This is a genomic window from Ralstonia soli, from assembly GCF_023955655.1.
GTDB classification, from domain to species: Bacteria; Pseudomonadota; Gammaproteobacteria; order Burkholderiales; family Burkholderiaceae; genus Ralstonia; species Ralstonia soli.
Window position 1 is genome coordinate 1 of the sequence record NZ_JAMXHT010000002.1, and the last position, 12,428, is coordinate 12,428.

The window sequence follows — 12,428 nt, forward strand, 5'->3', positions numbered from 1 at the left end:
CAGCACCACCCAGCCCAAGAAGGAGAAACGCACCGCCAAACAACCCGCACAAAGCGACACCTAACAGCCTTTGGGGTGGGTCAGTTTTCGATGCAAATCCTGGGTCAGAATTCGGTGCAAATCAACAGTCTCGCCACGCTGCGCCTTGAACTAGGTGGCGGCTCCTCTCTGTATCCTTCTCTTCGAAGATGAGGCATATCCAGAAAACTTCTGGGTCACCGGCCATGGTCTGTCACGCTGGTCTCACTAATTAGCGCGATATGTCCATGCATTCGCAATTATTCTGTCAAACCGATTCACTAGCACCGACACAATAAGTGGGAAAACGCTGAAGAATCAGTGGCGCAAGTTCCATGTATTGTGTCTCCCGACAACTTGTCGATCGACAGAATCCCCCGAGCGCAGTCACAACGGGGCGGGCGGAGGGAGCGCTTCGACCCGGAATCGTGGCGCCCCTGAGTGCCATCTTCAGTTACCGGCTGGATCTTCTTGCAAATGCATCGTGAGATGTATTAGGGAATCCCAGTACTCCAAGCAGACGATTCGGCAGCGACACCCGATTGCCTACGCTTCGCCGGCTATCTGACAGGTAGTCACACATAGGAGGAGCGATGTACACGCAGCAACTTGGGTTGGGCGGGCCACGCGGACAGTGGTGCAGAACGGCGTTAGCGGCAGCATGCGCGGCAGTGATGATGCCGGCGTGGGCGGGCAATACCATCGATCTGGGAGCGGACACCACGCTCGACTACCAGGCAACGGTGGGCTACGGGCTTGGCATGCGCACGCGTTCGCCGAGCGGTACGTTGCTCTCGCCCGACAACATCAACGGCGACGATGGCGACCGCAACTTCAAGAAGGGGAGCCTGATTCAGAACCAGGTCAACTTCCTGGGCGAGGGGGATCTCAAGCACGGCGACATGGGTTTCTTCCTGCGCTTCAGTGCGTTCTACGACCAGGCCTATCACCGGCCGAACGACAACAACGCGCCCGATACCGTCAACAAGGATGGCGCTTACAACGCATTCACCTCGGACGCACAGCATTTTCTTGGCGGACCCCGCGCGAAGCTGCTGTCGGCCTATGCGTACAACACTTTCAAATTTGCGGACACGGAGCTGAACGTCAAGCTGGGTAGCCAGGTCGTGCAATGGGGCGAGAGCCTGTATTTCGCCAACATTGCTGCCGCACAGGCCCCGGTGGATGCGGTCAAGGGCTATGTTGCCGGTGCCGAAGTCAAGGACATCCTGTTGCCGACACCGCAGTTGTCGATGCAGTGGAACCTGACGCCCAGCATCAGCTTGCTGGGCTACAAGCAGTTCCAGTTCCGGGAGAACCAGCTGGTGCCGCCGGGCGGCTACTTCAGCTATTCCGACGTGACCGGCCCGGGCTCGCAGTTCATCACGGGTGACGGCTTTCAGATTCCGCGCGGCCCGGACATCAAGCCGAGCAGCCGCAATCAGTGGGGGGTAGGCGGCCGCTGGCGCGCCGAGCAGGGCACGGAGTTCGGCCTGTATCACCTGCACTACAACGACACGAATCCCAACGTCGTCTTCAGTGTCTTTCCGACACTGCAATACCAGCAGACGTACTTCGACAACATCAAGCTGACCGGGGCGAGCTTTTCGACGGATCTCTTCGGTGTGAATGTTGCCGGCGAAGCCTCGTACCGTCAGGGTGCGGCCGTGCTCGTCAACACCGCGGACGGCCCGCTGCCCACGCGAGGCAACGTCTGGCAAACCAATCTGTCGGCCATCTACACGATTGGCCCGACGCCGCTGGCGGCATCGCAGACGCTGGTTGGCGAAGTCTCTTACGTGCGCGTTGCCAGCGTGAAGCCGCTGGAGGGGTCGACCGAGTTGACCAACACGCGCGGCGCCCTGGCCGCAGAGGTGGGGTGGACGCTGAGCTACAAGAACGTGTTCGACGGCTGGGATCTGGATGTCCCGCTGACTTACGCCCACCAGTTCTCGGGCAACACGTCGCTGGCTGGGGCGCTCGGTGCATTGACCGGGGTAGGCGATACGCAGGTCTCGGCCGGCTTGACGTTCACGTACCACAGCAATCTGAAGCTCGGGATCGTGTACGCGAAGTTCCTCGGCACACCGAACGCGGTCACGCGCCCGCTGGCGGACCGCGACTACGTACTCGCCACCGCAACGTATTCGTTCTGATCGCGTTCTGACTTCTGACGCGTCTTTACCCTGACACAAGGAAATTGGAAATGAAACGCAAACTTCGCCCCGCGCTGCGCGCCCTGGCATGGGTTGCCGGTACGACCCTCGCGCTGTCGGCATTCGCCAAGCTCACGCCTGAGGAGCTCAAGAAACTGGACGGCCCCCTCACGCCGATGGGCGCTGAGCGCGCCGGCAATGCCGATGGGTCCATTCCCGCCTGGACGGGCAAGGTGCTCGGCGCACCGGCCGGCGTCGACTACAAGCCCGGCGAGCGCTACCCAGACCCGTACGCCAACGAGAAGCCCATCGCCGTGATCACGGCAAAGAACATGGCGCAGTACGAGTCGAAACTGACCGAAGGCACCAAGGCCATGTTCAAGCGCTATCCGGAGACGTTCAAGATCCCGGTGTACCCGAGCCATCGCGATTTCCGCTTGCCCGACGCCAAATACAAGGCCATTCACATGCAAGCCGCGCGCACGACCATGAACGAGAGCCAGAACGGGCTGCGCGACTTCCCGCCGATGGCGCCGTTCCCGATTCCGAAGTCGGGCGTGGAGTTGATGTGGAACCTGCGCCTGGCCGCCAGCCTCGTGGCGGAGGACGCGATCTACGACCAGGCGGTGGTGTATCCGAACGGCAACCTGGTGTGGGGCAAGACGACTTACACGATCTACGCTCCCGCGAGTTCGGACGTGTTCGACCCGAAGAATCCGCTGAACAGCAAGAGCTTCTTCCGGAACACCACGATCCTGCCGTTATCCGATCGCGGCACCATCATCACCGGATATGAAATGTGGGATCAGGACAGCGTCGACAACCGGCGCACGTGGGTCTACAACCCCGGGACGCGACGTGTGCGGCAGGCGCCCGAATTCGGCTTCGACCAGCCGCAGGGCCCCGGCGGCTTTCGCACCGTCGATGACGATCGCCTGTTCAACGGCTCGGGGCTGCGCTACGACTGGAAGATCGTCGGCAAGCACGAGATGTACATCCCCTACGACAACTACAAGCTGATGGACCCGAACATCAAGTACGCGGCCATGCTGACGAAGGGGCATGAAAACATGGACTACATGCGCTTCGAGCTGCATCGCGTGTGGGTGCTGCAGGCCACGCTGAAGGAAGGCTACCGCCATCAGTACGCGAAGCGGGTGCTGTACATCGACGAAGACACCTGGAATGCAGTCGCCGCCGACAACTTCGATGCACGCGGCACGCTCTGGCGCACGAACTACATGGGCACGCTCTATGCCTTCGACGCCAAGGATTTTTATGCGACGGCGACTTTCTACCATGACCTGATCTCGGGCACGTACTACGCGGACCGCCTGACCAATGAAGGCCCGATGCCCGCTCTCACGCCAAACGCCAAATCGGTGGAGGGGTACTACACCGCTGACGCGATTCGCGGCGCCGGCAAGTAACCGTGCAACGGCCCGGCCCGCCGCGCGGGTGCGGCGGGCCGGTCGCGCTTCTCGTCGCCCGTGCCCGCTTGAATCTCATTTGAAAGCATGCAGACATCCACTTCTCTTCACCCCCATGCACGTCGTGGCTGGATTGTCGTTGTTGGCCTGGCCCTTGTGTTGTGCGTCGCCTTCGGTACCACGCTGAATGCCCTGAGCGTGCTCACTCCGCCTATCACGCAGGCATTCCAGTGCTCGAACGAGCAGGCGGCGCGGGTGGCGACGGTATTCCTCATCACCATGACGCTGGCGATGCCCGCCGCGGGCTGGTTGCTGGATCGCATTGCACCGTGCCCTGTCATGACGGCCGGCGCGGTCTTGACCGTGATCGGATATTTCGTCGCCGCGCGCAGCCTCGACATCGACGTGTTCACCGTCGCGATGGGCATCGCCGGCATTGGTGTGGGGGCTTCGACCTATGTCCCTGCCATCACACTCGCCTCACACTGGATCGCACCACACCGGCAGGGATTGGCTTACGGGATCCTGCTTGCCGGGGGCGCGATCGGCGCCATCATCTTTCCGGTGCTGATCACCCATCTCACCAATGCTTTTGGCTGGCGTTATGCGATGCAGTCGATCGGTTGGTGCATCGCGCTCACCTGCGTGCCATTGCTGCTCTGGGTGGCTCGCCTGCCGAATGCGGAGGAAGTGACGCACGTCGCCGCGCCGGGCATGACACCACTTGCCGGCTACGGCATTGGCGAAGCGCTGCGCATGCCGCGCTACTGGTTGTGGATCGTGATGATGCTGCTTGTCACGCTGAGCAGTCTGGGCGTGTACATCGCGCTGGTGCCTTACCTGGTCGCCAGCGGCTATTCTGCAGAGCGCGCGGCGGCCATCTACGCTGCGGTCGGTGCGGCAACCTTCATCGGCAATTTTCTGTTCGGTGCGCTCAGCGAGCGCTGGGGGGCGAGGGCCGTGCTGCTGGTCGGCACGGCTGCCAGCGCCGCCGGCATCCTCTGCCTGCTTGCCGTGCGCGACCGCACGCTGGGCATGATGGCGATTGCCTCGTTCTCGTTGATCTGGGGCAGCACGTTCAATCTGGCCAACCAGCTCTCACCGCTGCTGCTGGCCGAAGCGGTGGGGCAGCGCAACTTCGGCAGCCTGCTCGGCATCGGCAACCTGATCTCGGGCCTGGGTTCTGCCATCAGTCCGGAAGCGCTTGGGTATCTGGTCGACGTCACGCACACCTACACGCACGCGCTCGTGCTGTGCACTGCGCTGATGGCTGCCGCGCTGGTGCCCATCGCGCTGATGCGTGGCGCGCCGCGGGAGGGCATCGCATGATGTCGCTTGCACCAATGAGCACAAGCGAGGCGTACGAAGCGGGCGCGATCGACATCGCATACAGCGGATGGCGGCCGCAGGAGCCCCTGGCCACCTATGCACCGCTGGCCGGCGATATCGATACAGACGTCGTCGTCATTGGCGCCGGTCTGGCGGGGGCGTCCCTCACGCTCCATCTTGCCGAGCGTGGCGTACGGGCCGTCACGTTGGAGGCGCGGCAGCCGGGCAATGGCGCATCGGGGCGCAACGCCGGACACGTGCAGACGTTTCTGGACGACCTTGAGCCGCTGCGCGCCTGGGGCGATCGGGCCACGCGCTTTGTCGACTTCTTCATCGAGCATCGCAACATCGTGTTCGATCTTTGCGCCAAGTACGGCATCGATGGGGATGCGGCCAAGTGCGGCATGGTGGAAGCTGCACTGCGTCCGCAACGCGCGCTCGAACGCAAAGCGGCGCAATGGAAGGCATACGGCTATGACGTGGATGTCGTCGGTACGCCGGAACTGCGCGCGCTGCTCGGCACCGAGCATTACCGCTACGGGCTCCATTGGCGTGAGGGCGGGCGGGTCAATCCGTTCCTGTTCACCAACGGGATGGTGTCGGCTGCGGTGCGGATGGGCGCCCGGGTATACGGCGACTCACCGGTGCTTGCGTGCACCCGCGAAGGGCAGCGCTGGCGGGTTCGGACCGCAGCGGGCTCCGTGCTCACGCAGCGTGTTGTGATCTGCACGAACGGCCACGCCGGCAACCCCTTCTTTCCGGATCTTGCCCGCACGCAGTACCCGCTGGTGGCCTGCGCGATGGCGACCCGGCCGCTACCGGCGCACGTGCTGGATGCGATCAACCCGAGCCGAGCGGCCGTCACGCAATTTCCGACGGGGCTGTATCCGATGGTCATCGATGGGCGCAACCGCCTGATCACGGCCACGATTCCGCATCCGGGGCGGGCGCACGAAGCACAGGCTTACTTCAGCTATTTCCTGCAGCACCTCCATCGGGCTCATCCGCAGACGCGCGATGCCAACATCGAAATGGAGGCGTATTGGACCGGCATCACGGCGAATTCGTCGTCGGTGTACCACGCCGACTTTCCAAAGCTCTACCGTGTGGAAGATGGCGTGCTGGCCCTGATGAACCTCGGCACGTGGGGCAATGTCATGGGGCCGTTGCTCGGCATGAGCCTGGCGCATGCACTGGCGAGCAACCGTACCGATGCGTGCGTGCTCCCTGTCGAGAAGCCAGAACGCGTGCGTGTGCCCCGGCTGTTCGAATTCAAGACCCGTCACCTCATGATCCCTGCCGCGAGAATCATCGACCGGCTCAACCTTGCTTAAAGGAAAGCACCCTGATGACCATTGAACATCTGAACCCCAGCGGTTTGCTCAGCTTCCCGCCGCTCACCCAGGTCGTCGTCACGGCGAGCCGCCGGTTGGCCTTCGTCGCTGGTCAGACGGCTTGCAACGCTCAGTACGAGGTGCTGGGTGGCAACGACTATCGTGCCCAATCGGAGCAGGCCCTGCGGCATCTGAAGATCGCCGTGGAGGCCGCCGGCGCGACCGTGCACCAGATCGTCAGCAGCACGGTGTATTTGAAGGCACTGACACCCGAGGTGGCCGAGCAGTTCGTGGCTGCCCTGTCCACCGCATTGGACGGAGGACCGTTCCCGCCTCACGCCTTTACGATGGTTGGGGTCCAGGCGCTGGCTAGCCCAGAGGTGCTGGTTGAAATTTCGGCGGTGGTCGCGATCGACGACTGATCGATCCGCGTTGGCGATGCGCCGGCGTCACGACCCAGTGATCGCGGTGGTGGCCGGCTTTCGGCCAACGCACCGCGGCCGGTGGACTGCGTACCCGCTGCGTACTGGCCATGGTGAGGTCACCGCCATGATGTTCGATGTCTTGATTGGCCCATATCTGCCTCGCGCTATGATGCTGCGAACGAAGAAACGACCGAGTACAAGCAAGATGACAGTCAAGGCGGGGCCTGGGCGGAGCAGGCCGGGAGGTAGAACGGAGCAGGTGCGCAACGCCGTGACAGCGGCCGTGCTGCAGTTGATCGAGGCGGGGCAGATCGATTTTGAATTGCAGGAGGTGGCTCGCCTGTCAGGCGTGCATCGGACCACCATCCATCGCCGTTGGCCCGACAGAGCATCGCTGATTGCCGAGGCGCTAAGCGAACACACCTCGCACATCGACGTGCAGTTCACCGGCGACTGGCGTGCCGACATCCGGCACGTGGCCTTCGCGCTGCGGGACTTCCTGAGCAATCCGGCCGAGGTCGCCATGAACACGCTTCTGGCCTCGACGGACAACGCGGAGTTCCGCGAAATGATGACGGGGCACTGGGGCACCGTGATGGCGGTCTTCCAGACGCCCATCCTCCAGGCACAGGCGCGCGGCGAGATCGATGCGCGGCATGATGCCGAGATGCTCGTTTCGATGATGATTGCGCCGATCGTGTCGAACATCATCTTCATCAAGCAGACGCCGGATGACCGCTTTATGGAGCGCCTGGTGGCGCAACTGATCAACGCCTGTTCGTGACGCTGCGATCAATGCTGCGGGATGACGCTGTTGAAGATCGTCTGGATCAGCGCAGTCTGTCGTGTTACGCCCGCCTTTGAAAAGATCGTACGCAGATGCGCGCGCGCGGTGTTGCGGCTGATGTCCAGCGCTTGCGATGCCTCATCGAGGGAGAGGCCTTCCACCAGCAGCAGGACCAGTGAAGCCTCGGCGCGCGTGAAGTCGAACATGCTTCGCAGCAGTTCGGCGGAGGCCACGGCTTTCTGGTCAGGGTCTCGAATCAGCACCAGCGCCGCGGGACGGTGCTTGCTGCCGGACCAATCGACGGCGGAAACCGCGCGTACCAGGATGCCAAGCTTGGACCGGCCCGGGCTTCTGGTGATGGACAGGCCATTCGCAATGCCGGGCTGGGCGGCGCCAAACGTGCCGCTTGTAATCGCTTGCTGGATCAGCCCCTGCAGCTTGCGGTTTTCCACCGAGTGATCGCTGACCAAACGGCCGTTCATGAGGGCGATGCCATCCTGTTCCGCCAGCAGCGCCTCCGCGATCGAGTTGGTGCTCAGCACGTTGCCGCTTTCGTCGAGTGCCACGGAGCCGATGAGCAGACGGTCCACCGTCCCTTCGTAAAGCCGGCGCTGTGATTCGGTTGTGTTGAGGCCGTCGCGAATGCGCACCGCACGCCGCAGGTGCGGCAATAACAGCTTGCATAGCGCCTTGTCGGCGTCGGAGAACGGGGCAGCCGCGTGCGACCGGCAGACCCGCAGACGGCATTCGATACCGTGATCGGTACGAATATCGGCCCCCATGATGTGGAGCACATCGTAGGGCTTGTTGAAGAAGCGGTAGATCTCGCTCTCCAGCCACTGCTGCTGGCCGATCAACTCCTGCACGGTGACGACCTCATCGCGCGGCAAGTTGACGAAGGGATCGAGGGCATAGAAGTGTTGGGCATACGCGCCCGTTCCCACCGTTGTGTCGACAGCGCTGGAGGTCACCAGCAACCCGGCTGAGCCATCGGTCGGCGGGCGCAACACCAGCGTCACGTAGGTCGCTGAAAACTGGTGCCGCAGGGCATCGAGGAGCGTGCGCCACGGAATGTCGATGAGCACGCCCTCGTAGACCATGCCGATCAGTTCGGAGAGCGCGTCCATGTCGGGCGTCGGCTGATCGAGGTGGACGGTCATGATCGTTTCTGTGAGGGGTATGGAGCCATGTGTGTCCGGTACTGCATTGAGCACGGCCGTCTTGGTGCGCTGCTCGCTATGGGCAGAACATCATAGCGGCTTCCCCCAGCCGCTTCCATGGCCTCCAGTGGCGTTTGAGTGGCTTGCGCGCGCAATCTGTATGCCCATGCATTCAATCTAATTGAAACGGACGATATTTTCGCCGTCGCGATATCGAAATCCGGCAGCAACCCGGCAGTCCGCTCACGCTTAGTCCGTATGCAGGATGTAGCCGCTTGTCCGCCAGCCAAACAATGTGCTCATCCAAGCAGGCATAACGGAGGAGCAACATGGCATCGCGGCCTCAAGTCGACACACATCGCACGGAAGATCGGTACGCACGCGGCTGGCACTGTCTCGGACTGGCATCCGGGTATAAGGACGGCAAGCCCCACAGTCTCAATATTTTCGGAACACGTCTGGTTGCCTTTGCGGGCGAGGACGGGCAGATCCACGTGCTCGACGCCTGGTGTCCGCACATGGGTGCAGATCTGGCGCTCGGAGAGGTGAAGGGCAATTCCATCGTCTGCCGGTTTCACGCCTGGAGCTGGGGCGCGGACGGCGTCTGCAACGATATTCCTTGCGCCAAACGCATTCCGCCCAAGGCACGGACCCGGTCTTGGCAGACCTGCGAGCAGAACCACCTTCTGTTTATCTGGAACGACCCCGAAGGCTTGCCGCCGCCGCCCGCGGTGGCCATTCCGCGCATCAACGCCTGCTTCGCCGGCGAATGGACGGAGTGGGCGGTCCGCAAGATGGTGATCCACAACAACTGCCGCGAGCTTGTCGACAACCTTGCCGACGTGGCGCATTTCGGCCCCGTTCATGGTTCGCCGGCCAGCTATTTCTGCAACACCTTCGTCGGCCACGTCGGCTACCAGATGTTCCGCGGTATCCAGAGCGAACTGCTCGGGGATGGCCTGATCGCCGACAGTGCGTATTTCGGCCCGGCCTACCACATCACGCGGATGACGGCGGAGGTTGACGGCCAGCCGGTGCACACCATCCTGCTCAATTGCCACGTGCCGATCGACCAGAACAGCTTCGAGCTGCGCTACGGCGTCATGGTCAAGAAGGTCGCCGGGCTGTCCGATGCGCAGAACGAACAGATCGCCCAGGCCTACGTGGAACAGGCGCACAAATCCTTCTTCCAGGACGTCGAGATCTGGCACAACAAGGTCCGCATCGACCACCCCGTGCTCTCCGAAGTGGACGGCCCGATCTATCAACTACGCGAGTGGTATCGGCAGTTCTATACGGATGCGGCAGACCTGCCGGCCGATCTGCACAAAGCGAAGGTGTTCGAACGCCGCGAGGGCGTCTGGCACACGCTCTCCGAGGTGCCCGCGGACGCGGTCAGCCAGTTGTCGTCCATCTGATGGCGAGGCAGGCATGAGACTCGCAAACAAGGTGGCGGTGGTGACCGGCGCCGGGTCGGGCATGGGGCGCGCCATGGCCGAACTCTTCGCGGCGCAGGGCGCGACGGTCGTGGTGGCGGATGTGAACGAGGCGGCTGCCCAAGAAACCCTGAGCCGGCTCGGCCCGGATCATGCCGGGCTGGCGCGCGCCTGCGATATCTCCCGCAGCGATGCCGTGACGCAGCTGTTTGATGCCATCGAGAGCCGGTATGGTCGCCTGGATGTTCTGGTCAACAACGCGGGCGTTGGCCAGGTACCGGGAGACGGTTTCGACAAATGCCAGGAGCGGGTGGCCGCGCGCGCGTCGCAGCTGGCCGCAGGGGAAACCCCGACGGTGTTCAGCGACATGGTCGTCGATCTCACCGATGCGGGGTGGCAGCGTGTGGTCGACATCAACCTGAACGGCACATTCTTCTGCTCGCGCGCAGCCGTGCGTCTGATGATCAAGGCCGGCGTGCGCGGGTCGATCGTCAATATCGCCAGCGTCTCGGCACTGACCGGCGAAGGGCCGCTGAGCTACTGCGCTTCCAAGGCGGCCATGCTTGGTTTGACGAAATGCCTGGCGCGCGATCTTGGGCCGCGTGGGATTCGCGTCAACGCCATCTGCCCGGGCCCGACACGGACGCCAATGATGGCGTCGATACCCGATGAATGGGCTCGCAGCCTCGAGCGTGCGATTCCCCTGGGCCACATGGCGTTGCCGGAGGAGATCGCCAAGGCGGCGCTGTTCCTGGCAACCGACGAAGCCAGCCAGTTCACGGGCCAGACGCTGTCCGTAAGCGGCGGCATGACCATGATCTAGGAGAACGAAATTGACGGGACGTTTGCAAGGAAAAATCGCTCTGGTGAGCGGTGCGGGCACGGGCATTGGCGCTGCAACGGCCAAGCGCTTTGCCGCCGAAGGGGCGAAGGTGATGATCTGCGGCCGGCGCCGCGAACCGCTGGAGGCCGTCGTCAACGAAATCACGGCAGCAGGTGGCGGTGCGGCGTGGGTCCAGGCCGATGTCACCGATGAGCGGGCTGTGGAACAGGCCGTCCAGGCGACGGTCAAGCGTTTCGGCGGCCTCGACATCATCGTCAACAACGCAGTGAACTACACCTGGGGCCTCGTCGATCAGGTCGGCACGGACGATTGGCGCAAGTGCCTGCGCGGCAGTCTGGACGTCGCGTTCTTCGGCACCCGGGCCGCCATGCGCGTGATGAAGGCGCGCGGTGCGGGCGGCGCCATCATCAACCTCGGCTCAGTGGTGGGCCTGCTCGGCAGTCCGGGGTTGTCGGCTTATGGCGCGGCCAAAGCCGGCGTATTGAATTTCAGCCGCGCGGTGGCGCTGGAAGGGGCGAGCGAGAACATTCGCGTCAATGTCGTGATTCCGGGCGTGGTCTGGAGCGAGGGTACGCGTGAAGCGCTCAACAGCGACGAAGTGGCGGACGGCACCGCCCGGTCCGTTCCCATGAAGCGCATCGGCAATCCGCAGGAAGTCGCCAACGCCATCCTGTTCCTCGCGTCTGACGAAGCCTCCTACATCACCGGCCAAAGCCTGGTGGTGGATGGCGGCAAGACATGCCGGCTGGATGTCGGCGCAACCGACTATGTCAGTGAGAGCTCGACGGAGCGACGTGGTGCAGCAGCTTCGAACTGAGCCGCGCCATACGTCACGCAGCACGCACGTACAAAGATAGGCCCCACATCAATGCACGACGAAACCTTGCTACAACGCATCGACCGCCTCGAATCGATGGAAGCGATCCGCATGTTGCCCGCCAAGTACGCGCTGGCCCTGGACATGCGAGACCTTGACGCCTGGACCGGACTCTTCCCCGAAGACGTCGTGGTCGGCAAGAACCAGAGCGGGCGCGCGCACCTGAAACGCTGGATCGACGAGACCTTGCGCAACCAGTTCACGGTGACGTCGCATCACATCGGCGGACACATCATCGAGTTCAAGGACGCCGACCACGCCAGCGGTGTCGTCTACTCGAAGAACGAGCACGAGACCGGCCCCGAATGGGTCATCATGCAGATGCTCTATTGGGACGACTACGAGCGCATTGACGGCCGCTGGTATTTCCGGCGGCGGTTGCCCTGCTACCTCTATGCCACCGACCTCAACAAGCCGCCGATCGGCGACAAGAAGATGCGCTGGCCCGGGCGCGAGAGTTACGACGGCTCATGGCACGAGCTGTGGCCGTCGTGGAAGGATTTCTGGAACAACAAGCCGGAGGACGGCTTGCCCGACGTCGCGCATCCGGCGCCGCTGGATGCGTTTCTCGAAACCATGCGGCGCGGCTCGTCTGTTCCGAAGATCCGCACACGCTGAATGCACGAGAGACG

12 protein-coding genes are annotated in these 12,428 nt (G+C 63.0%); 11 read left to right on the plus strand and 1 reads right to left on the minus strand.

Annotated features, from left to right (window positions below):
* The 7 genes from NG900_RS03865 to NG900_RS03895 all read left to right on the plus strand — a co-directional run.
* On the plus strand, positions 1 to 192 hold a 192-nt coding region (locus NG900_RS03865), incomplete at its 5' end, for a hypothetical protein (protein ID WP_252676946.1).
* Between the two features lie 419 nt (positions 193 to 611).
* The gene (locus NG900_RS03870) at positions 612 to 2,174 is read left to right on the plus strand and encodes a DUF1302 domain-containing protein (RefSeq protein ID WP_252676948.1); all 1,563 of its coding nucleotides are present in this window, start codon (positions 612 to 614) and stop codon (positions 2,172 to 2,174) included.
* A gap of 50 nt (positions 2,175 to 2,224) precedes the next feature.
* On the plus strand, positions 2,225 to 3,604 hold the full coding sequence (locus NG900_RS03875; RefSeq protein ID WP_252676950.1) for a DUF1329 domain-containing protein: 1,380 nt from the start codon (positions 2,225 to 2,227) through the stop codon (positions 3,602 to 3,604).
* Positions 3,605 to 3,691: 87 nt separating this feature from the next.
* The gene (locus tag NG900_RS03880) at positions 3,692 to 4,933 is read left to right on the plus strand and encodes an MFS transporter (RefSeq protein ID WP_289813661.1); all 1,242 of its coding nucleotides are present in this window, start codon (positions 3,692 to 3,694) and stop codon (positions 4,931 to 4,933) included.
* The gene (locus NG900_RS03885; protein ID WP_252676954.1) at positions 4,930 to 6,267 is read left to right on the plus strand and encodes an NAD(P)/FAD-dependent oxidoreductase; all 1,338 of its coding nucleotides are present in this window, start codon (positions 4,930 to 4,932) and stop codon (positions 6,265 to 6,267) included. The genes NG900_RS03880 and NG900_RS03885 overlap by 4 nt, the downstream gene beginning before the upstream one ends.
* 14 nt (positions 6,268 to 6,281) lie before the next feature.
* Positions 6,282 to 6,689 (plus strand): RidA family protein, encoded by a 408-nt coding sequence (locus NG900_RS03890; RefSeq protein WP_252676955.1) that lies wholly within the window; start codon positions 6,282 to 6,284, stop codon positions 6,687 to 6,689.
* Positions 6,690 to 6,963: 274 nt separating this feature from the next.
* Positions 6,964 to 7,476, plus strand: coding sequence for a TetR-like C-terminal domain-containing protein (locus NG900_RS03895; protein ID WP_252676956.1), 513 nt, complete (start codon positions 6,964 to 6,966; stop codon positions 7,474 to 7,476).
* An 8-nt stretch (positions 7,477 to 7,484) separates the two neighbouring features.
* Here NG900_RS03895 and NG900_RS03900 read toward each other — a convergent pair whose 3' ends face one another.
* On the minus strand, positions 7,485 to 8,639 hold the full coding sequence (locus NG900_RS03900; RefSeq protein ID WP_252676957.1) for a helix-turn-helix transcriptional regulator: 1,155 nt from the start codon (positions 8,637 to 8,639) through the stop codon (positions 7,485 to 7,487).
* Positions 8,640 to 8,968: 329 nt separating this feature from the next.
* On the opposite strand from NG900_RS03900, the gene NG900_RS03905 reads away from it, so the two are divergent.
* From NG900_RS03905 to NG900_RS03920, 4 genes are read left to right on the plus strand one after another with little or no spacing between them, the layout of a single operon-like run.
* On the plus strand, positions 8,969 to 10,057 hold the full coding sequence (locus tag NG900_RS03905) for a 3-ketosteroid-9-alpha-monooxygenase, oxygenase component (RefSeq protein ID WP_252676958.1): 1,089 nt from the start codon (positions 8,969 to 8,971) through the stop codon (positions 10,055 to 10,057).
* Between the two features lie 13 nt (positions 10,058 to 10,070).
* Positions 10,071 to 10,898 (plus strand): SDR family NAD(P)-dependent oxidoreductase, encoded by an 828-nt coding sequence (locus NG900_RS03910; RefSeq protein WP_289813664.1) that lies wholly within the window; start codon positions 10,071 to 10,073, stop codon positions 10,896 to 10,898.
* A 10-nt stretch (positions 10,899 to 10,908) separates the two neighbouring features.
* Positions 10,909 to 11,736: an SDR family NAD(P)-dependent oxidoreductase gene (locus NG900_RS03915; protein WP_252676960.1), complete on the plus strand. Its 828-nt coding sequence runs from the start codon at positions 10,909 to 10,911 to the stop codon at positions 11,734 to 11,736.
* Positions 11,737 to 11,787: 51 nt separating this feature from the next.
* On the plus strand, positions 11,788 to 12,414 hold the full coding sequence (locus NG900_RS03920) for a nuclear transport factor 2 family protein (RefSeq protein ID WP_252676961.1): 627 nt from the start codon (positions 11,788 to 11,790) through the stop codon (positions 12,412 to 12,414).
* The last annotated feature ends 14 nt before the right edge of the window (positions 12,415 to 12,428 follow it).

Bases quoted from the DNA above. Each gene is read 5' to 3' on its own strand.
- NG900_RS03870 (WP_252676948.1), top strand. From the start codon at position 612: ATGTACACGCAGCAACTTGGGTTGGGCGGGCCACGCGGACAGTGGTGC.
- NG900_RS03875 (WP_252676950.1), top strand. From the start codon at position 2,225: ATGAAACGCAAACTTCGCCCCGCGCTGCGCGCCCTGGCATGGGTTGCC.
- NG900_RS03880 (WP_289813661.1), top strand. From the start codon at position 3,692: ATGCAGACATCCACTTCTCTTCACCCCCATGCACGTCGTGGCTGGATT.
- NG900_RS03885 (WP_252676954.1), top strand. From the start codon at position 4,930: ATGATGTCGCTTGCACCAATGAGCACAAGCGAGGCGTACGAAGCGGGC.
- NG900_RS03890 (WP_252676955.1), top strand. From the start codon at position 6,282: ATGACCATTGAACATCTGAACCCCAGCGGTTTGCTCAGCTTCCCGCCG.
- NG900_RS03900 (WP_252676957.1), bottom strand. From the start codon at position 8,639: ATGACCGTCCACCTCGATCAGCCGACGCCCGACATGGACGCGCTCTCC.
- NG900_RS03905 (WP_252676958.1), top strand. From the start codon at position 8,969: ATGGCATCGCGGCCTCAAGTCGACACACATCGCACGGAAGATCGGTAC.
- NG900_RS03910 (WP_289813664.1), top strand. From the start codon at position 10,071: ATGAGACTCGCAAACAAGGTGGCGGTGGTGACCGGCGCCGGGTCGGGC.
- NG900_RS03920 (WP_252676961.1), top strand. From the start codon at position 11,788: ATGCACGACGAAACCTTGCTACAACGCATCGACCGCCTCGAATCGATG.